19 protein-coding genes are annotated in these 21,128 nt (G+C 40.7%); 6 read left to right on the forward strand and 13 right to left on the reverse strand.

Annotated elements, in window-relative coordinates; all coding sequences use genetic code 11:
- Nucleotides 1–81: 81 nt before the first annotated feature.
- The 4 genes from UE46_RS08425 to UE46_RS08440 form a co-directional block, all read right to left on the reverse strand.
- The gene (locus UE46_RS08425) at nt 82–1,032 is read right to left on the reverse strand and encodes an ABC transporter permease (RefSeq protein ID WP_036062423.1); all 951 of its coding nucleotides are present in this window, start codon (nt 1,030–1,032) and stop codon (nt 82–84) included.
- Nucleotides 1,029–2,081 carry an ABC transporter permease gene (locus UE46_RS08430; RefSeq protein WP_118907540.1) on the reverse strand — a complete coding sequence of 351 codons (1,053 nt, stop codon included), beginning with the start codon at nt 2,079–2,081 and terminating at the stop codon, nt 1,029–1,031. The genes UE46_RS08425 and UE46_RS08430 overlap by 4 nt, the downstream gene beginning before the upstream one ends.
- Complete coding sequence (locus tag UE46_RS08435) at nt 2,074–3,609, reverse strand: ABC transporter ATP-binding protein (protein WP_118907819.1); 1,536 nt, start codon at nt 3,607–3,609, stop codon at nt 2,074–2,076. The genes UE46_RS08430 and UE46_RS08435 overlap by 8 nt, the downstream gene beginning before the upstream one ends.
- Nucleotides 3,610–4,006: 397 nt before the next feature.
- Complete coding sequence (locus UE46_RS08440; RefSeq protein WP_036062334.1) at nt 4,007–5,074, reverse strand: BMP family lipoprotein; 1,068 nt, start codon at nt 5,072–5,074, stop codon at nt 4,007–4,009.
- Nucleotides 5,075–5,376: 302 nt separating this feature from the next.
- Between UE46_RS08440 and proG the strand changes: the two genes are divergently transcribed.
- Nucleotides 5,377–6,210 carry a pyrroline-5-carboxylate reductase ProG gene (proG, locus tag UE46_RS08445; RefSeq protein WP_036062335.1) on the forward strand — a complete coding sequence of 278 codons (834 nt, stop codon included), beginning with the start codon at nt 5,377–5,379 and terminating at the stop codon, nt 6,208–6,210.
- Between the two features lie 84 nt (nt 6,211–6,294).
- Here the strand turns inward: proG and UE46_RS08450 are convergent, their stop codons facing one another.
- Together UE46_RS08450 and UE46_RS08455 are read right to left on the reverse strand one after the other, a co-directional pair.
- Nucleotides 6,295–8,565 carry a DNA translocase FtsK gene (locus UE46_RS08450; protein WP_118907541.1) on the reverse strand — a complete coding sequence of 757 codons (2,271 nt, stop codon included), beginning with the start codon at nt 8,563–8,565 and terminating at the stop codon, nt 6,295–6,297.
- A 164-nt stretch (nt 8,566–8,729) separates the two neighbouring features.
- Entirely contained in the window at nt 8,730–9,626 is an 897-nt protein-coding gene (locus UE46_RS08455) for a YitT family protein (protein WP_411814712.1), read from the reverse strand.
- A gap of 229 nt (nt 9,627–9,855) precedes the next feature.
- Between UE46_RS08455 and trhO the strand changes: the two genes are divergently transcribed.
- On the forward strand, nt 9,856–10,797 hold the full coding sequence (gene trhO, locus UE46_RS08460) for an oxygen-dependent tRNA uridine(34) hydroxylase TrhO (protein WP_036062336.1): 942 nt from the start codon (nt 9,856–9,858) through the stop codon (nt 10,795–10,797).
- A 36-nt stretch (nt 10,798–10,833) separates the two neighbouring features.
- Here the strand turns inward: trhO and fni are convergent, their stop codons facing one another.
- Together fni and UE46_RS08470 are read right to left on the reverse strand one after the other, a co-directional pair.
- Nucleotides 10,834–11,892, reverse strand: a complete 1,059-nt coding sequence (fni, locus tag UE46_RS08465; RefSeq protein WP_036062337.1) for a type 2 isopentenyl-diphosphate Delta-isomerase — start codon at nt 11,890–11,892, stop codon at nt 10,834–10,836.
- A 34-nt stretch (nt 11,893–11,926) separates the two neighbouring features.
- Nucleotides 11,927–12,289: a DUF1033 family protein gene (locus tag UE46_RS08470; protein ID WP_036062428.1), complete on the reverse strand. Its 363-nt coding sequence runs from the start codon at nt 12,287–12,289 to the stop codon at nt 11,927–11,929.
- A gap of 160 nt (nt 12,290–12,449) precedes the next feature.
- On the opposite strand from UE46_RS08470, the gene UE46_RS08475 reads away from it, so the two are divergent.
- The 3 genes from UE46_RS08475 (at nt 12,450) to UE46_RS08485 (ending at nt 13,970) form a co-directional block, all read left to right on the forward strand.
- Nucleotides 12,450–12,731, forward strand: coding sequence for an acylphosphatase (locus UE46_RS08475; protein WP_036062338.1), 282 nt, complete (start codon nt 12,450–12,452; stop codon nt 12,729–12,731).
- An 88-nt stretch (nt 12,732–12,819) separates the two neighbouring features.
- Entirely contained in the window at nt 12,820–13,098 is a 279-nt protein-coding gene (locus tag UE46_RS08480; protein WP_118907543.1) for a hypothetical protein, read from the forward strand.
- Between the two features lie 44 nt (nt 13,099–13,142).
- Nucleotides 13,143–13,970, forward strand: a complete 828-nt coding sequence (locus UE46_RS08485; protein WP_118907544.1) for a membrane protein insertase YidC — start codon at nt 13,143–13,145, stop codon at nt 13,968–13,970.
- Nucleotides 13,971–14,028: 58 nt separating this feature from the next.
- On the opposite strand, the gene UE46_RS08490 is transcribed toward UE46_RS08485, so the two are convergent.
- The 4 genes from UE46_RS08490 to UE46_RS08505 all read right to left on the reverse strand — a co-directional run bounded on the left by UE46_RS08490 (nt 14,029) and on the right by UE46_RS08505 (nt 19,345).
- Nucleotides 14,029–15,516: a HAMP domain-containing sensor histidine kinase gene (locus UE46_RS08490; protein ID WP_036062341.1), complete on the reverse strand. Its 1,488-nt coding sequence runs from the start codon at nt 15,514–15,516 to the stop codon at nt 14,029–14,031.
- Nucleotides 15,513–16,196 carry a response regulator transcription factor gene (locus UE46_RS08495; RefSeq protein ID WP_036062342.1) on the reverse strand — a complete coding sequence of 228 codons (684 nt, stop codon included), beginning with the start codon at nt 16,194–16,196 and terminating at the stop codon, nt 15,513–15,515. The genes UE46_RS08490 and UE46_RS08495 overlap by 4 nt, the downstream gene beginning before the upstream one ends.
- A gap of 514 nt (nt 16,197–16,710) precedes the next feature.
- Nucleotides 16,711–18,129: an NADP-dependent phosphogluconate dehydrogenase gene (gene gndA / locus UE46_RS08500; RefSeq protein ID WP_118907545.1), complete on the reverse strand. Its 1,419-nt coding sequence runs from the start codon at nt 18,127–18,129 to the stop codon at nt 16,711–16,713.
- 124 nt (nt 18,130–18,253) lie between these two features.
- A complete protein-coding gene (locus UE46_RS08505; protein WP_036062343.1) occupies nt 18,254–19,345 on the reverse strand; it encodes a M20/M25/M40 family metallo-hydrolase in 1,092 nt (363 codons plus the stop codon).
- 127 nt (nt 19,346–19,472) lie between these two features.
- Here UE46_RS08505 and prli42 point away from each other — a divergent pair, with 127 nt between their 5' ends.
- A complete protein-coding gene (gene prli42 / locus UE46_RS08510; protein WP_118907546.1) occupies nt 19,473–19,568 on the forward strand; it encodes a stressosome-associated protein Prli42 in 96 nt (31 codons plus the stop codon).
- Between the two features lie 281 nt (nt 19,569–19,849).
- Here prli42 and UE46_RS08515 read toward each other — a convergent pair whose 3' ends face one another.
- Complete coding sequence (locus UE46_RS08515) at nt 19,850–21,115, reverse strand: dihydrolipoamide acetyltransferase family protein (RefSeq protein ID WP_036062351.1); 1,266 nt, start codon at nt 21,113–21,115, stop codon at nt 19,850–19,852.
- Between the last annotated feature and the right edge of the window lie 13 nt (nt 21,116–21,128).

The raw sequence follows: 21,128 nt of genomic DNA on the forward strand, positions 1-21,128 counted from the left end.
TGTATAAAGCAGAATTTGTCATCCTATCCGAAGAAAAGGGAGGGCGATCTTGCTTTATATCGAGTTTTGTCTCAGGTTATATTATTTACCTTTAATGTAATTTACGCCATCTGCTTTTGGTGCTTCGGACTTACCGATGAGACCAACAAGTGCAAAGATAGTTAGAACGTAAGGGGCAACTTGTAAGTACACGTCTGGAATGTCGCTGAAGAATGGTAGTTGTCCACTGATGATACTCAGACACTGTGCAAATCCGAAGAAAATTGCAGCACCCATTGCACCAAGTGGATTCCATTTACCAAAAATCATCGCGGCTAGGGCCATATAACCTTGCCCTGAGATCGTCGCATGACCGAAATCTAGTGTAAATGATTGGGCATAAACGGCTCCACCAAGTCCACCGAGGATACCAGAAATGATAACCCCTTGATATCTCATCCAGCGAACTTTAATTCCCATTGTATCCGCTGCGAGTGGATGTTCCCCAACCGAGCGAAGACGCAGGCCAAATCTTGTTTTATAGATGATAAACCAGGATGCGATCGCCACAACAATTGCGACGTAACTCATGACCGGGACATTTTTGAAGAAAATATCGCCAATCACCGGAATATCTTTCAAGAACGGAATATCTGGTTTTCCGAAGTAGTATTTAATTTGGTCTGTTTGTCCTTTGTCGTAAATAACTTTAACTAAGAACAAAGAAATACCAAGTGCTAAAAAGTTAATCGCGACACCACTAATAACGTGGTCGGCACGGAAGTTAATCGTCGCCACGGCATGTACAAGTGAGAAAACACCGCCGACGAACATTCCTGCAAAAAGCGCAATCCAAGGCGTCCAGTTGCCGAATACATCGGCAAATGTAAGGTTAAAGACGATCGATGAAAATGCTCCCATGATCATCATACCTTCTAACCCGATGTTGACAACGCCTCCTCGTTCTGAGAAAACACCGCCGAGAGCTGTAAAGATAAGTGGTCCAGCCATTAATAATGTACTAGAGACAATAATCGCTAAAGTCGAAATCATTTTGTTTTCGCCCCTTTCGCAAATTTATCCATAGCCCAGCGAATAATATAACTGGAAGCAACGAAGAAGATAATAAGCGCGATAACCACGTTTACTAGCTCGTTTGGAACTCCAGCGACAGCAGGCATGTTTAGCGATCCTACTTTTAGCGCTCCGAACAGAATAGCGGAGAAGATAATACCAATTGGTGAGTTACCGCCGAGTAAAGCAACGGCAATTCCGTCAAAACCGGTACCTGGAGATGTTGGTAGTACATAAGCTGTACCGTAGTTTCCAAGACCTTCCATCGCGCCCGCAAGTCCTGCAAGACCTCCAGCAATAATCATCGAAATGACAATCGTTTTCGCGACGCTCATCCCTGCATATTTGGAAGCGTTTTGGTTGAAACCAACTGATTTCAGCTCATAGCCAAAGGTTGTTTTATTAATAACAAGCCACATAATAAGCGCGCAACCAACAGCGATCAATATTCCCCAATGAAGCGACGAATATTGCGTCATTTCTTGCAAGAATTCTGATTGAAGTGAAGCAGATGCGGGAACTTCTGGTGTTTTGTCCATTTGTTTTGTTAGCACGTTTTGCACGACGTAGTTGAAAATATAAAGCGCCGTGTAGTTTAACATGATTGTAACGATTACTTCATTGACTTTTAGCGTGGCTTTTAAAATCCCGGGAATGAAAGCCCAGAAAGCGCCACAGACAATACCAGCAAGCAATGCAAGCGGTAGATGGATCCATTTGTCTAAACCATCGAACGTTAAACCGACAGCAACCGCACCGATCCAGCCCATCAAGAGCTGACCTTCTGCACCGATATTGAATAGTCCGGCTTTAAAAGCAACCGCAATGGATAAACCGACTAAAATGTAAGGCGTTGCTTGACGAATTGTTTCTCCGAGATAGAAAGAGTCACCAAACGCACCTTGGAAAAGAGCAATATAGGCGTCTACTGGATTGTATCCGAAAAGTAACATGATAAGCGCACCGAACAGCAAACCAAGTATAACGGCCGTGACTGGTATGACAAGGGCTTGTATTTTTCTAGACATGCGTTTTCTCCCCCGCTTCCGCTTTTGCCGAACCAGCCATCAGTAAGCCGAGTTCTTGCTCAGTCGTTTCTTCTGGTTTCACGATTGCAACAATTTTACCTTCATAAATAACGGCGATGCGATCACTAACGTTCATAATTTCATCGAGCTCAAAGGACATTAGTAAAATTGCTTTTCCTTCATCACGTTGTTCAATAAGGCGTCTATGAATAAATTCAATCGCACCTACATCAAGTCCACGTGTCGGTTGAGCGGCGATGAGAAAATCTGGGTCGCGACTAATTTCACGCGCAATAATCGCCTTTTGTTGATTCCCACCCGAAAGTGCTTTAGCCGCAACATACTCGCTACTTGCGCGAACATCATACTCTTCAATAAGCTTACGAGCAAAGTCATACATTTCTTTATGGTTGAGGAAACCTTTATTTGAAATCGGTTTTTTATAGTACGTTTGTAAAGCGATATTTTCGCCAAGCGACATTTCTAGAACAAGCCCGTGTTTATGACGATCTTCCGGAATGTGGCCGAGACCAGATTCTGTGATACGACGTGGTTTTTTATTCTCGATATGCTCGCCTTTTAGTAGAATAGAGCCATTGGTTGTTTTAGTAAGTCCTGAAATAGCTTGAATGAGTTCGCTTTGACCATTACCATCCACACCTGCGATCCCGACGATTTCGCCGGCTCGAACAGTCAGGTTTAGTCCACGAACACTCTCTACGCCACGACTTTCCTTCACAACTAGGTCTTTCACTTCTAAAACATCTTTTCCTGGGGTCGCGGGTGTTTTCTCGGTTGTAAAGACTACTTCGCGTCCAACCATGAGATTGGCAAGTGCTTGCGGGCTTGTTTCAGGAACATTGACGGTTCCCATACCTTTACCGCGACGAATAACAGTGACGCGATCACAAACATCCATGATTTCTTTTAATTTATGTGTGATTAAAATAATCGATTTACCCTCTTTAATCAATCTACGCATGATGGAAATGAGCTCTTTAATTTCTTGTGGTGTCAAAACGGCTGTTGGTTCATCGAAAATCAGAATATCTGCACCGCGATACAATGTTTTTAAAATTTCCACGCGCTGTTGCATACCGATTGAAATATCACTTATTCTAGCGTTTGGATCCACTTTCAAACCGTAACGATCGGAAATAGATTGAATTTCTTCTAGCGCTTTTTTCTTTTCGATAACGCCAAATTTACTCGGTTCTTTGCCTAAAATAATATTTTCGGCAACGGTAAATTTATCAACGAGCATAAAATGTTGATGTACCATACCAATTCCAAGATCATTGGCTTTGTTAGGGCTATTGATCACTTCCGTTTTACCGTTAACGCGAATTTCGCCACCATCTGGTTCATAAAGACCGAACAAAACATTCATTAGTGTTGATTTTCCAGCACCATTCTCACCTAACAACGCGTGAATCTCGCCACGCTTCAGCTGTAAGGTAATGTTATCGTTAGCTACAAACCCAGAAAACTCTTTTCTGATCCCTAACATTTCAATAACATAATCCACTGTCTCACTCCCTTTATTATCGCTAATATCCATTGAATGGATTGATTTCCTTTTTGATGTAAACCGTTTTACATGATTTGGTCTGGTGTAAAAAAGTCCTCTCTCAATCATGAATAGAGCGAAGTATGTAGTCTTACAAAAAAGTCATCACCTTATTCTATTTCTAAACGCGCCGTATTGCAATTGCTTTTTTGAAAAAAAGCATAAAAATAGACTATATTTTATAAAAATACTCTTTTTGACCTATGATTAGAGAATATAATCCAACTCATTATAGGTTGAAACGCTTACAATACGAACGAAAAATAAAAACATAAACAAATCATCCATGAAAATATATGCCATTCTCAGAAATAAAAGCCGGTATCAAACCGGCTTTTACTCTAAAATCAGCTTATCAAGGTTTTTCTGGAACTTTAATGTCGCCATCAATGATTTTTTGTTTATATTCGTCTACTTTAGCTAGAACATCTTTTGATAGGTTATCTTGGCTTGCAGAAAGACCGACAGCATTTTTATCAAGACCGTATTCAATCTTTTCGCCACCTGGGAAATCTCCAGCTTTCGTACGTGTTGCCAAATCTTCTACTGCGATATCAACACGTTTGATTTCAGATGTTAGTGTTACGTTATATTCTTTGCCATCATTTGCAGTGACAGCACCTTCATCCCATTGGTCACGGTCAACACCGATTACCCAAACGGCACGTGCTGGATCTTTTTTCTTCAAGTTTTTAGCTTCTGCAAAGACACCATTACCAGTGGCACCAGCTGCGTGGAAAATAATATCTGCGCCACCGTTATACATACCAGCTGCAATTTGTTGTCCTTTATCTGCTTTAGCGAAATCATTGGCATATTGAACTTTCACTTCTGCTTTAGGATTCACGGCTTTAACGCCTTCTGTGACTCCTGCTTCAAAACGATCGATTACGGCACCTTTAACGCCACCAATAAATCCAACTTTATTTGTTTTAGTTGTAAGACCTGCAACAACACCAACTAAAAATGAACCGTCTTGGTCAGCAAAGCCGATACTTGCAACGTTATCACGATCTGTAATTGTATCATCCACAAGTGCGAATTTATTTTTTGGTTTTTGCTTGGAAACATCTTCAATAGCATCTTTTAATTTGTAACCAATACCAAAAATAAGGCTAAAATCGTTACGAACAGCAGTGTTTAAGTTAGTTTTGAAATCAGCTTCTGAAGCGGATTGTAAGTAGTTATAACCATCTGTTCCTTTTTCAAGGTCGTTCGCTTTACCAAATTTTTGAATACCTTCCCATGCTGATTGGTTAAATGAACGGTCATCTACCCCACCAGTGTCTGTTACCATGGCTACAGTAAATTTATCACTGTCTCCGCTACTCTTCTTACTGTCATCTGATGATCCACATGCTCCAAGTACAACACTTGTCGCCAAAACCATGGATAGTGCTAAAGCAAATGTACGCTTTTTCACCTTAAAATCCCTCCCAAGAGATAAAATTATAGTTGTTAGCACCCCAAATACGAACGATTAGAAAGTATGTATGACTTATGTTCCCTTTTTGTTAAATCTAACCTTTTATTTGTAAACGGATACTATCACTCTTTTTAATATACCATGTAAACCAAAATAAATAAATATCGAAGCTTAAAAAAAGTATTCAAAATATATTCGGAATATTCCTTTTTTTCTAAAGGTGAATGACTTGCAAGTGTGGAGAAAGATTTGCATAATAGAACAGTAGCATAATTTTGAGTAGAAACGAGATGATTTAGATGAAAGTTGGATTTATTGGGTATGGTAGCATGGCGGATCTTTTGACGAGACAATTATTAGCGCATGCCAATGTGTCACCAGAGGATATTATTATTTATACGCGTTCTGAAAATGAGCGATTGCAGGAAATTCACGATTTATTCCCTAACATCACGATTAGTAAAACGAGTCAGGCTGTTTTTGAGCAAGCACAGCACACGTTTGTTTGCGTCTTGCCACTTGCCGTCTTACCTGTTTTGCTTGAAAACAAACCGGCTTTAACAAAAGATTCGCATGTCATTTCAATCGCAGCAGGGGTTTCTGTCGATGATTTAAAACACGTGACGACGGCGGCGCAATACAGCAAGTTAATCCCTTCTTTAACGACATCGGTTGGTGTTGGTACAAGTCTGGTGAATCATGATGTTGCCGTTTCAAAAGAGAATCAAGCGTGGCTAGATGAGGCGCTAGGAACGTTTAGTTCGGTTATGGAAGTTGCGGAAGAGAATATTGATTTGGCAAGTGATCTTACGAGTTCGTCGCCAGGTTTCATTGCAGCCATTTTTGAGCAATTCGTTCAAGCAGCTGTCCGTAAGTCGGACCTGACAGAAGCGCAAGTTTTCCAAATGATTAGTAACTCTCTAGCTGGCACATCAAAATTGCTGTCAGAACAAGGTTACACGTTTGATTCGTTGATTAAACGCGTGGCTACAAAAGGCGGGATTACAGCGGAAGGCGTGGACTTAAGTCAAGATAAGTTACCTGCATTTTTTGATGAGTTGCTCGTGCGGACGGCGGACAAGTACGCGGATCATCATGCGGAAATTAATGAACAAATAAAAGAATTATTTTAAAATAAAAAAGCATGGCGATATGTTTCAGAAACCTCCTCACATTTTGGAGTTACTGCATGTATCGCCATGCTTTTTTGATGTGGTCTAGTCTTCATACTCTGGTGAATCGCTAATATTGACGCGACGTGGTTTACTACCTTCATGCGGACCGACAACACCTCGTTGCTCCATTTCATCAATGATACGAGCCGCACGGTTGTAACCTATACGGAATTTGCGTTGGAGCATCGAAACAGACGCGGTTTGCATTTCTCGGACAAGTTCGACAGCTTCATTGTAAAGTTCGTCTTCTGCGTCAACCGGCACATCTGGAACATCGTCTGGAATCATATCTTCGTTGTACTGCGCTTTTTGTTGTGCTACGACGAAGGAAACAATATCCTCTACTTCTTGGTCAGATAAAAATGCACCTTGAATTCGAACGGGCTTACTTGATCCAACTGGAAGAAAGAGCATGTCCCCGCGACCAAGTAATTTTTCAGCGCCACCCATATCTAAAATAGTACGGGAATCGATGGAACTCGATACGGCAAAAGCAATCCGTGACGGGATATTTGCTTTAATGACACCGGTTATAACGTCGACGGATGGTCGTTGCGTTGCGATAATGAGATGGATTCCTGCAGCACGAGCCATTTGAGCTAGGCGTGTGATAGCATCCTCAACATCGTTTGATGCCACCATCATTAGGTCGGCTAATTCATCAACAATCACGACGATAAACGGTAATTCGGCTTGTTTTGCTTCATTTTTTTCATTGTGTTGACGAACATTGGCGTTATAGCCGGCCATATTTCGCGTTCCTGTATGAGAGAACAGATCGTAACGGCGTTCCATTTCAGAAACAACTTTTTGCAAAGCTTGTGCCGCCTTTTTTGGGTTAGTCACAACGGGTGCTAGTAAATGAGGAATCCCATTATAAACATTTAATTCCACCATTTTTGGATCGATCATCATCATTTTCACTTCATGCGGTTTTGCGCGAAGTAAAATACTCGTGATAATTCCGTTAATACATACGGATTTTCCGCTACCTGTTGCTCCAGCGACGAGTAAATGTGGCATTTTGTCCAAGCTTGCAACGATGGCTTCACCAGAAATATCGCGTCCCAAGGCAATTTGCAACTTCTCTTCTGGGCGCTCATTCGGATTGTTTTCTAATACTTCTCGGAGTGCGACCATGGCTACCGTTTGATTGGCAACTTCAATCCCAATAGCTGATTTACCTGGAATAGGCGCTTCAATTCGGATGTCTTTTGCGGCGAGTGCTAAGGCGATATCATCACTTAGTCCTACAATCTTGCTTACTTTTACCCCAACGGATGGCTGTACTTCATATTTTGTAACAGCGGGGCCAAGGTGAACCTGCGTAATTTTCGCCTTCACGCCAAAACTTTCAAATGTCGCTTCTAGTTTTTGAGCATTCGCCTTGATTTGATCATACTCTTTACTTTGATCTGTCGGTTTTGCAGGCGTCAACAAATCAATCGGCGGTAATTGGTAAATTTCATTTTCGAATGATTCTTGTTGAAACGTGATCGGCGCTGTGTCTTCTTCTACTACTTTTTCTTGTTTCGCCACTTCTTTCGCTTGTTGAAAATTGGAAATGATCGGTGGTAACGCTTTTTCTTCCTGTTCTTGGGCCACTTCTAGCACAGGCTTTGGCGCGGCCACTTTTTCTTTCTTCGCTTTTGGAGCTTTTTTAGGTTTTGGCTTCCGTTTTTTATCCCGCTCAAATAAGCTTTGTACCTTTTGGAATACGCCATTTGAAAAAGCACCAATCTTCGCAAAGGCTGTACGCAAAGGAATCCCGGTCACAAGTGATAGACCATAAAGCAACAGAATCGCCGCAATAATATTTGTTCCAATACGATCAACTAGAAAATATGTAATCGCAACGATTCCCGAACCAATAACGCCGCCGCCTACACTACCAACTTGGCTTGGGTGGGCGATATTTTCCACGAGCAGTTTCCACATCGATCCAAATACTGGAGAACCATCTGCTAAAACGTGCGTCACATACCACATTTCAAAAAAGATCAGTAAACCAATAAAAATCAAATAGGCGCCATTCAAGCGTTTTGTAAACATTCTCGGAAATGAGCCTTTAAAAATAAAATAAATACCCAAAATAGTCAATCCAGCAAGTAGTACGATGGATAAATCCCCTGCTACAAACTCGCCTAACGCATATACTAGTCGACCGATAAAGCCTAGATTGAAAATACCAATGAGACTAAGCCCAGCCATAATGACGCCGCTTATCTCAAAAGAATATGATTTTGTTGTTTGTTTTTTCTTTCTCGTCGTTTTTTTCGAGCGAGCTGTTTTTTTCTTTGTTTGATTTGCCAATTTCCCCACCCTAACTTTTTTTCGCTTGCCTCATTATATCATAAAATACGCAGACAATCCTCCTATATCAGCTAAAAATACGAAAATACGTTCTACTTTTTTACAAGAAAAAACATTTCCCGATCTGCCCATTTAAAAAGCAAGATCTGAAAATGTTTACATTCTTAAAGGCGCGGTGTTTTCATATTCATCTGTTTTCCACCGCGAACTTCCGACATATTATTTCCAACTGCGAGAAAGGCATCTGGATCAATGTCATCTAAAATAGAAATGAGTTTTGGTTCTTCAAAACGGGAGATAATAACGAAAACTACTTTTTTTATGTCGCCAGAATAACCACCTGTTGCATCGATGTAAGTAACGCCTTTTCCAAGCTGTTCAATAATCTCGGCACCAATTTTTTCGTAGTGATGGCTGATAATAAAAGCACTTTTCGATTCGTCTAAACCGCTAATGACAATGTCGATCACTTTGTACGCTAGAAAATACGTGATCAGAGAATACATGGCACGATCCCAGTTAAAAACGAGACCAGCGACTAAGAAAATCACGATATTGATCGCCATAATAATTTGTCCCGTTGAAAATGGTGTTTTTCCATTGATAATGATGGAAACAATCTCGGTCCCATCAAGCGCACCACCATTTCGAATGACAATTCCAACACCAAGTCCAAGTGTCACACCGCCAAATACGGTAGCTAGCAGTAGATCATCTGTGACTGGTTCTAAATCATGCAATATCAGCGTCACAATCGACATAACTGCAATGCCGTATAGCGTGACTAATGCGAAATTTTTACCAATTTTACGATATCCGATTATAAAGAACGGAATATTTAAAACAAATGTTAGTACACCTAATGGCGCTGGTGTTAATTGTGAGATAATGATGGAAACACCAACAATGCCGCCATCTAAGATCCGATTATTTACTAAAAATAATTCTAAACCAACACCCATTAATACAGCGCCTAACGTGATCATTAACATTTTATAGATAAACCACTTTGTTTTGTTACGTTTTTTTACAAAGACATCTTGTACTACTTTTTCATCAATCGATGTTTCTCCTCCTTGCAATTTTACCCACTCCTATGCTCGTTTAATACTATAGTAAATTATATCACACTATAACGCTGTGGAAAATAACTATTTCATAATTTGAACTATTCTAAGGCGAAGTATATCTCTTCCTCTTGCCTAAACAGCCATAAATATAGTATCATAGACAATGCGCAAACAAGGAAATTCATTTTTCCAATAAAATTAAATTAAGGGTGGTTAGAACATGAGCAGCTATCAAGTGTTGTTATATTACAAATACACAACGATTGATAATCCTGAACAATTCGCAGCCGAACACCTCGCTATGTGCAAGGAAATCGGTCTTAAGGGGCGGATTTTAGTGGCAGAGGAAGGCATTAATGGCACTGTTTCAGGAACAACAGAGGAAACGGAGAAATATATCGAGGCAATGCACGCAGATACACGTTTTGCTGATATGGTATTCAAAATTGATGAGGCGGATAAACATGCGTTCCAAAAAATGCACGTACGTCCACGCCCAGAGATTGTCTCGCTTTCCCTTGAAAATGACGTCAATCCTTTAGAAATCACCGGAAATTACATGGAACCAGCAGAATTCCGCGAGGCTTTACAAGACGAAAATACCGTTGTTTTGGACGCTAGAAACGATTATGAATTCGATCTTGGCCATTTCCGCGGGGCCATTCGTCCTGACATTGAAACATTCCGTGATCTACCAGAATGGGTAGAGGAAAATCGTGATATGTTTGAAGATAAGAAAGTCGTTACTTACTGTACTGGTGGAATTCGATGTGAGAAATTCTCTGGGTGGTTAAAAACAGCTGGTTTTGAAGACGTTTCTCAATTACACGGCGGTATTGCAACATATGGTAAGGATGAAACTGTAAAAGGTGATCTTTGGGATGGTATGATGTACGTTTTTGATGAGCGTATCGCTGTTCCGATTAATCGCGTGGATCACACGATTGTCGGCAAAGATTACTTCGACGGCACGCCTTGTGAACGTTACATTAACTGTGCAAATCCTTACTGTAACAAACAAATTTTAGCTTCCGTTGAAAATGAAGAAAAATATTTACGCAGTTGCTCCCACGAATGTCGGACGCATCCTGCCAATCTCTACGTTAAAAAACATGCACTTAGTCCAGAAGAGTTAGAAGCTAGACTAGCAAGTGTAAAATAATTAAAAAGATGTCATCCGAAATTGGATGACATCTTTTTAATTGTCTCGATTAGCGAAAAGATCGATATTAATATGGCGCAATTTCGCGAACTCTTGTAACTCCCCTTGTATAAGCAGTGGTTTATGAACTAACTCAGCTACTGTTTTTGCATTTAAAAGCGTCATCAAGCTCTTCAACTGGTTCGACCAACCTTGAAATACCTGAATCGTCGTTTCCACATCACTTTTTTTCAGTTCATATAAAACAGCTCCTGCAATTCCGACCGATTTCGCACCAAGCGACAGGCATTTCACAACATCTAGAGGCGTCTTAATCCCACCAGAAGCAAGAATTTCTGCTGTACTATTTTGGCAATCAAGTAGGGATTCAGCTGTTGTTAAACCCCAGTCTCCCAAGAAATCGTAAGCTTGATCGCGCCTTCTATCTCCCTCTATCCTCGCAAAGTTAGTACCACCTTTTCCGCCTAAATCAATCGTCTCCACACCAATATTTTGCAATTGCTGCATCATCTCTCGACTCATTCCAAAGCCAACTTCCTTCACAATAACAGGAAATTCCTGCAAGGCGATAATTTTTTCAATCGCGCGCAACCAATTCGAAAAATCACGATCGCCCTCCTTCATCACCAATTCCTGCGCTACGTTAATATGTATTTGTAAAGCATTGGCACGAAGCATGTCGACCGCTTTTCGAGCATCGTCAACCGTATTGTCAGCACTTATATTGGCGAAAATAAGTCCATCTGGATGCTCGGCTCGAACAACCTTATACGTATCTTCCAAATCAGGATTCTTTAGTGCGGCTGATTGGGATCCAACTGCCATCGCGACACCAACTTCACGTGCAATAATAGCCAAATCTTGATTCACTTTTTGCGTTCGCGCACTTCCGCCCGTCATCGCATTAATATAGAACGGCAATTCGAATTTTTGACCCGCAAAATAGGTATGTAATGCCACATCTTCCTTGTGAAAATCAGGCAAAGATTGCGGTATAAATCGAATATCCTCAAAAGATGACGCATTTTCTTGATATTGTCTGTAAGCTAGCGCAATATGTTCGTCTTTTCGACGTGACCTCTCTTCTTCCCTCATTGATTTTCCTCCTATCTAAAAAAACACCTAAATTTCAGGCGTCCTTTGACATATCTAATTCCTCTGCAAAAGAAAAATACATGGCTTGTTCGTCTGCTGTCGGTTCATACACCGCTCCATTTTGAAATAATATAAGACCATGAAACGTTTGAATATCGTCCTCACACTCTTCGCAATACTGCGTCTCATCTTCAGACCAAGTCGCTAGTAATACGGATTTTTTAACAGCACTATGCGGATAAATGTCTCTTAATTTTTCGGCTAATGTTTGATATTTCGCAAGCGCTTCTTCTTTCTCTGTATACGTAAAAATCGACTCAATATCCTTTTGCCATTCTTCAAAAAACCACCAGGGCTCGTATTCGCCTTTCGTAACAATGACTTGAAATTCTTCCATCTCCAAAAACACCTTACTTTCATTCACTTCTTTTTGTAAAACAATTATAGCACAAGGCCTCCCAAACTCATCCTAACTTGCTTCTGATACGTTATTTTTTGAAAAATTGTCGAAAAAAAGGTACACTAAAAATATAATCAAAAAGGATAGGTGATGACGTATGGCTCGTAAAACAGTAATTATGCGTGTAACTGGAATGGTACAAGGCGTTGGATTTCGCTACACAACAAAACATTTAGCGTACAAAATGAACGTAAGCGGTACCGTTAAAAATTTAGAGGATGGCTCCGTTGAAATCCAAGCTATCGCGGAAGAATCTGACTTAGAAAAATTCATCGAAGCAGTGAAAAAAGGACCTTCTCCTTCCGCGCAAATTGGTGAGGTTTATATCTATAAAGACGCTCCTGTTGAAGAACAAAAAACATTTGATATCGAGTACTAGAATTTTCTTACGGCCTAGACTTGTTTTTCTGGCGCAATTCACTTATAGTTAAGGCTGTACTTATTATGAACGGAAAGGAGTGTTGCGTGTGTTTGAATCAATGATCCAGATGGCGCTCGGACCTGAATATATCTCGCTTTATGTCACGTTTTTCATGACGATGGCTGTGCTGAAATACTGGCCGATTCTTGCTATGGTGAAGCCAACAATGGTACTGCATACGAAACACCTATGCATCACGCCACTTCCTGTTATTCCTTTGAAACCAACAGAAACAGATCAGCCGAGCTTCATAATCACATGGCTTGTTCAGGCAATAACACGTTGTTCCAACACAGACGACGAGATGTCACCGTCTTTTTCCTAACCTCACATATATTAGAAACTTAAGTTCTAGGAGGAAAAAAGACATTGAAAAAGAAAAATATTTTATTGCTAATCATGATTGGAACTTTATTTTTTGCACTAGCGGGTTGTAGCATGGACCCTTCTCAAAATACAGATGGTTTTTTCTACATCTATCTTATTAAGCCATTCACCACTGTGATTGAGTGGATTGCTTCGATATTTGGCGGTAACTATGGTATCGCAATTATCGTCACAACACTAGCCATTCGAGCGCTTATCATGCCACTTAACTTGCGTACTGCCAAAGCACAAATGGGAATGCAATCTAAAATGGCTGTCGCAAAACCAGAAATTGATGAAATCCAAGCACGACTAAAAAGAGCAACTTCAAAAGAAGAGCAGCAAAAAATTCAACAAGAAATGGCTGCTGTTTATTCCAAATATAATATTAACCCGCTACAAATGGGCTGTTTACCACTTTTAATACAAATGCCTATTTTGATGGCATTCTACTACGCGATTCGTGGATCTTCCGACATTGCACACCATACCTTTTTATGGTTTAGTTTAGGAAGTCCTGACATGATCCTAGCATTTATTGCCGGTGCAGTTTATTTACTACAATATTTCGTATCCCTTATCGGTTACACACCCGAGCAGAAAAAACAGATGAAGATTATGGGGTTAATTTCACCAGTAATGATCTTGTTCGTCTCTTTCTCGGCGCCATCAGCCTTAGCACTATATTGGGCAGTCGGTGGTCTCTTCCTTGCTGGCCAAACACTACTAACCAAAAAATTATACATGAAAAAACACCCAGAAGTAGAGATTATGGAAAAAGAAGAAAAAGATATTGAGAAATTAGAACAAGAACAGAATAAAAATTCATAATAAAAAAGTTTCCGATTTTCACGCTAAACGTAGCAGCGAGAATCGGAAACTTTTTTGTTTAAGATGTTTTTTCTTCTTTTTTCTCGATTAAAGGAAGTGTAATTGTTATTGTCGTGCCCACATTATCTTCACTTTCAGCTTGAATCGATCCAAGATAACCACTGACTAGTTCTTTTGCAATAGCAAGACCCAGACCATTCCCGCCAACTTCACGGCTCCGCGCTTTATCCACACGATAGAAACGGTTGAATATCTTGTCAATCTCATCTTTGGATATACCAACACCATAATCTTTAATCGCAACTTTTACTTTATCGTCTTCTTTAAATACGTGCATATCCACTTGCTTTCCATCACCAGAGTATTTCACCGCATTATCGACAATGATAATTAAGACTTGCTCTAAGTGATTATGTTGAATCAGCGCATGGAGATCTTTATCGTCCTCTTTCAGCGTAAATATAAAGTCTTCGTGCATTACTTCAAAATTACGTCTTACTTGTTCCGCGACATCATTTACACATACGAGTTGCAATTCTTTCGTCTGCGAAATTTGCTCCGCGCGAGATAAATCAAGCATTTCTTGCACAAGCTTCTTCATTCGTTCCAATTCCGTTAACGACGCATTGAGCGATTCATCGAGAACTTCTGGATCATCTTTCCCCCAACGAGTCAGCAACTTTAAATGCCCTTCCATAATTTGTACAGGCGTTCTTAATTCGTGCGAGGCATCCTCTACAAACTGCTTCTGTTGTTCAAAACTACGCTCAATTTGTTCCATCATATCGTTAAAGACAATCGTTAATTCACCGATCTCATCTTTAGTAATATTCGTTGGTTCGATACGTTTTTGGAAACCATTGTTCCGAATATCATTCATTGTTTTCGCCATTCTAGTCAGTGGATTAAGGAAATTTTGTGCGAGTAGATAACCAAGCATACCACTAATAAATAAGGCTACTGCACCCAGCAAGAACATCGTCGCAAGCAGTTTGCCCATCATGCTATTATAGGATGTCATCGGATTAATGACTTGAATATAGCCAATAATAGTAGAATTATCAGCACTATCCACAATTGGCATCTGTCCAATAACCATTTGTTGACCTTTGACAGTTGGCTTGAAAATAGGATCCCCAGGCTCTTTCACAAGATAGCTACTATAATCATACGTAGCATAATCTCTATTTTTAAAAATACTGGAGGAATATTGCTCAATCTTCTTCCCCTTTGCATCATAAAAAACAAGAACTTGATCTTCTAAACGTTGACTTAAATCTTTGCTCCCCTGCACTACCGGGCCTATATTTTCGCTCGTTAGATTCGAGGCGCTACTTGTCAAACCATTAATATAAAGCGCTTGTGAGGCTGCTGTCGCGGCTGATTTGATAGTCGTGTTCTTCTCACCTAAGAGCATGCTACCGATTCCTTGATAAATCGCAAATGAGAATAAGAAAAATGTTAGAAAAATTGCGGCACTGGCGCCAAATGTCCATTTGAATTTAAGTGATCGGCTTTTTAAAGAGAATGTGTTTGGTTGAGTCATGTACGCATCACATACCCCGTGCCCCGAACTGTTTGGATGTAACTTTCGTCCTCGTCCTTATTATCGATCTTATTCCGTAAATACCGGACATACACATCGACCACGTTCGTTTCCACTTCGGTTTCATAACCCCATACCTTATTTAAAAGGACTTCACGTGTTAAAACAATATTGATATTCTCCATCAAAGTGAGTAATAATTCATATTCGCGCTTCGTCAGATCGATAATATCTTCCCCACGTTTCACGATACGACTTTCTTTCTCCACAACGATATCACGATATTCAAGCGTTGTTTGTTTCGTTTCGTTTTCACTTGTTTCAATTCGGCGTAATAAAGCACGCAGACGCGCAAGCAGCTCTTCAATTGCGAATGGTTTGACAATATAATCATCGGCACCGTGATCTAGACCAGATACGCGGTCAATAACAGAATCACGTGCGGTAATCATAATGATTGGTGTTTCTTTTACCTGACGAACTCGGCGACAAACTTCGACACCATTAAGCTGAGGTAGCATTAAATCAAGGAGGATGGCATCCCATTCTTCGGTAATCGCGAGTTCTAAGCCAGCACGGCCATCATTCGCAACACCAGTTTCATAACCTTCATGTTGCAACTCTAGTTCTATAAAGCGAGCTAAATTTTTCTCATCTTCTACAATTAATATTCTATTCATTAACTTCCCCACCTTCAAAAACCAGATATCTTCCTATTACCATTGTAACTAAAATCACGGCAAAAACAACTAATAACAGTCTGTTTAAGCAATTTATTCGTAGATATTCATGGGATACTCATTTTGGGGGTGAATTTCTTAGGAGGTTGCCATTAGTTTGTCGTGATTGTTGAAATGAAAAAGAATGATGACTTATCTCTTGTTTAGAGGTAAATCATCATTCTTTTTGGGCTAGATCTTAGGAAGGCGCTGAGTTTGATCCCCCAATCAGGTTTCAACGGCTGGTATTAAACGCCGAGTTTGGAAGCTGTGCCTTGTTCTTTAAGGAAGTTTAGGCATCTCGAGGTTATAGAATATCGAGATTCATGCTTGAGTCATGTTCAGCACCTTCGGATCTAGCTCCAACAGCCAGCCTCTCGGAATTTTCGTGGCCTCCGCAAAAACCAAAAGAAGGTTTTCACTGCGCCCCCTAACAAATTCTGTCGAGGCTAACGGGCTGTTTCCGCTTTTCTATTTATTCCCCAATCTCCGGCCACTCTGTATGGAATACTCCTGCTTTATCCACGCGTTCGTATGTGTGGGCGCCGAAGTAGTCACGTTGGGCTTGGATTAGGTTTGCTGGTAATACTGCTGCGCGGTAGCTGTCATAATAGCTGATTGCTGCTGTGAAAGTTGGTACTGGAATTCCTGCTTTTACCGATTCTGCTACGACTTCACGCAATGCATCTTGGTAATTATGAGCGATATCTTTGAAGTATGGATCGAGTAACAAGTTGTTTAGGTTTTTGTCGTTATTGTAGGCATCTGTAATTTTTTGTAGGAAACGAGCGCGGATGATACAACCGGCACGGAAGATCTTCGCGATTTCGCCGTATTGCAGATCCCAATCATATTCGTCAGAGGCTGCTTTCATTTGAGCGAATCCTTGTGCGTATGATGCAATTTTACTGAAGTATAGCGCGCGACGTACGGATTCTACGAAAGCTTTTTTGTCGCCATTAAATGAGTAGTTACTTGGTCCAGTTAAAACAGTACTTGCATGTACGCGTTCTTCTTTAAGAGCGGAAATGTAACGTGCAAACACGGATTCGGTAATTAGAGAAAGCGGCACACCTAAGTCTAGTGCGCTTTGACTTGTCCATTTACCTGTTCCTTTTTGACCGGCTTTATCAAGGATAACATCAACAATTGGCTTACCTGTTTCAGGGTCCTTTGTTTTCACGATATTTTTCGTGATTTGGATGAGGTAACTATCGAGCTCGCCTTCGTTCCATTCTGTGAAAACTTCAGCAAGTTCATCATTTGTTAAACCGCCGATTTGCTTCAGAATTGTGTAGGCTTCTGCGATCAATTGCATGTCGCCATACTCAATTCCGTTATGCACCATTTTCACATAGTGTCCAGCGCCATCTGGGCCGATATAAGTGACACATGCTTCGCCATCCGCCACAGCGGCAATCTCTTGCAAAATTGGAGCGACTAAATCGTAGGCTTTGCGTTGCCCACCAGGCATGATAGATGGACCTTTAAGCGCGCCTTCTTCGCCGCCAGAAACACCAGTTCCGATAAAGTTAAAACCTTCTTCACTTAGCATCTTATTACGACGAATCGTATCTTTAAAGAACGTGTTTCCGCCATCAATCAAAATATCCCCTTGGCTTAAGAACGGCTTGACAGCATCGATCATCATATCTGTCGCTGCTCCCGCTTGTACCATTAAAAGAATACGACGAGGTACTTCGATAGAGTTAACAAACTCCTCTAAGTTATACGTTGGAAACAATTTTTTGTCGCTATGTGCTTCTGCGACTGCTTTCGTTTTTTCGCTAGAGCGGTTAAAAATCGATACACTATAACCACGACTTTCGATATTCAAGGCCAAGTTGCGACCCATTACGCCCATTCCGATAACGCCAATTTCTTGTTTTGCCATTTTTTACATTCGTCCCTTCTCATTCGAGTCATTCGTTATAATGAATGCTACCATTTACTCAACACTAACAACTATATCAAAACTTTGGCGCCACGGCAACGAAACGAACCCGAATTCAGCGAAATTATTGTCTGTTTGCCGCTCTCTTTATGATTTCTAAAACGAGTTCGGTCAGCCTTTCTAGCTCTGGAACAGCTATTCGTTCCCTCGTTGTATGCGGATTTTCAAAACCTGTAGCAAGAACGATAAATGGAATTCCACGATCGTTAAAGACATTAGCATCCGTGCCACCTTCTTGCTGAATTGTTTTTCTCGGAATGCTTAGAGACTGCATCGCTTCTGCTACAATCTTACAGACCTGGCTCGTTTCAGGGATATCAAAATGGTGGTAATTCATATGTGTCACATCTTGCACATCCGCCTTATATGTAACACCAGTTTCAATAAAAATCTGTTTAATTTGTTCTACGTATGGTAAGCAGTCTGAAAGTGGGACATCGGCCGCAAATTCAGATAGAATCGTCACTTTCTCATTACCGTTTTCCAAAATTTCACCACCAAAATGGTAAACTTGCCATGAAATTCCTAACGTAGCCGCAAAATTTTTCCGGATTTTTTTCATCGCTTCCCGTGCAACGAGAATAGCTGATTTTTCATGTGACATGCCAACCTCAATCCAAAAATCCAATTGCAAATGGGTTTTACTTGTTCGAATAATACCGCCGACCGCACCTGGGGCATCTAAACAGTAACCAAAGGAAGCGTCCACCAAATCGAGATCAAATAATTTCGCACCTGTCAGCCCTTCTTCTTCTTTTGTAGTAAAAATGAATTCCAATGGGCCGTGGGGATCCTTGCTTGTAACAAGCTCAGACGCTGCCGATAATAATGCCGCCACACCTGCTTTGTCGTCAGCGCCAAGAGGAGCTTCATTTGCTGTATCGATATACCCGTTTGCAACGATGACTTCTGGGATCTCGGTTGAAGTTACTGTATCCAGATGCGCTGAAAAAGCAATCACAGGCAATTGTGTAACGGAATCATCTGTTGCCGGAATACATGCGACAATACCCGCTTGCTGTCTACTAACTTTGACATCAATGGCGAGTTCTTTGAAATAGCGTTCTACATACAAAATAAGCTCTTGTTCTTGTCCAGATTGTGATGGGATTGCAACCAATTCTAAAAAAAGGTCACGTACGTTAGAATGTGTCATATTTACTCACCTCGATCATTGTTTTTAAATTTATTCGATTTTTGTTACTATTTTCACTTGAAATTCTCACATAAAGTAAGTATGATAGAGATATCGAGATTTTATTTGGAAGGAGTCATCCAATACTATGACTAACAAAAAAGTTGCTAAAGTAATCGTTATTTTAATGCTAGTTGCAATCGTTGCTTCTTCTGTGTTAACAGGGGTTTTGATGTTCTTATAATTGCTAATAAAATTAAAAATGGCGAACCGCATATTTATTTATGTGGTTTTTTTGCGTCCCAATGAAAGGCATTGCTAGATAAGATCCTATTTGCCCGTCCAACCTCGTCATTTTGAACGTTTGATCGAACTAAAAAAGAGTGATAGCGTAGGATTACGTATCACTCAAGAAATCTAGGGAGTTTAGGGGTATGGATCTAGATGTAGTATATAAATACCCGCTGTAGCAAGCGCTAAAACATATAGCGCCAATTTCCACTCCCTAGTATATCCATTTTTAAATTAATAAATTGGTGTATTTTCTTTCGTGATGGTTTCTATATTTTGTTTGACTTTATTTAAGAATCGTCCAGCAACTAGTCCGTCTAAAATACGGTGATCAATTGACAGACATAGATTCACCATATTACGGATTGCAATCATATCGTCAATAACCACAGGACGTTTCACAATGGACTCGACTTGCAAAATCGCTGCTTGCGGATGATTGATGATTCCCATCGATTGTACAGAACCAAATGAACCTGTACTATTCACCGTGAACGTGCCACCCGACATATCGTCTTGTGTTAATTTCCCAGCACGCGCTTTAGCCGCTAGTTGACTGATCTCACGAGCAATTCCTTTGATCGATTTCTCGTCTGCATTTTTAATAACAGGAACGAAAAGGTGGCTATCCGTCGCAACAGCAATGGAAATATTGATATCCGCGCGTTCAATGATTTTATCGCCAGCCCATGTACTATTTAAAATTGGGAACTCTTTCAGCGCTTGTGCTACAGCTTTCACGAAAAATGCAAAATACGTTAGCGAATAGCCCTCTTCTGCTTTGAATTTGTTTTTGAGCGCATCACGATGGCGAACAAGGCCCGTTGCGTCTGCTTCGACCATCATCCAAGCATGTGGAATTTCGTGTTTGCTTGCAACCATGTGTTTTGCAATCGCTTTTCTGATTCCATCAATCGGAACTTCACGATCACCAACTTGACTTGTTGGCATCGGAGCGCTAGGCTGTGACGGTGTTGATACAGCTTTAGGTTCTTCTGTTGGTTTCGCGACATTAGCAACTGGCGCGCCATTTTCTACATAAGCAAGCACATCTTTTCGCGTAATTCGGCCATCGCGACCTGAGCCACTCACATTAGCTAAATCGATGCCATGTTCTGCTGCAAGCGTTAAGACTGCCGGTGAAAAACGACCTGCTCCCGCTGATTGTTTCACGGGTGCTTTTTTAGAGGCTGGCGTTTGTTCAGGAGTAGCTTGTTGCGTCGTCGCTGTTTCTTTTTCTTCCGACTCCGCAGCTTCACCTTCTGTTTCTAAAATACAAATCACAGCTCCAACATCTAATGTTTCATCTTCTTCTGCGATTAATTCTTTGATTGTACCTGTAAAAGAAGATGGGATTTCTGCTGTTACTTTATCCGTCAATACTTCTGCTAAGGCATCGTATTTATTTACGTGGTCACCAGGTGCAACTAACCACTGGCTAATCGTTCCCTCTGTTACGCTTTCACCAAGTTGTGGCATTGTAATTTTTTCAAGTGCCATTCTTTTTCACTCC

Source organism: Listeria weihenstephanensis, from assembly GCF_003534205.1.
GTDB lineage: Bacteria > Bacillota > Bacilli > Lactobacillales > Listeriaceae > Listeria_A > Listeria_A weihenstephanensis.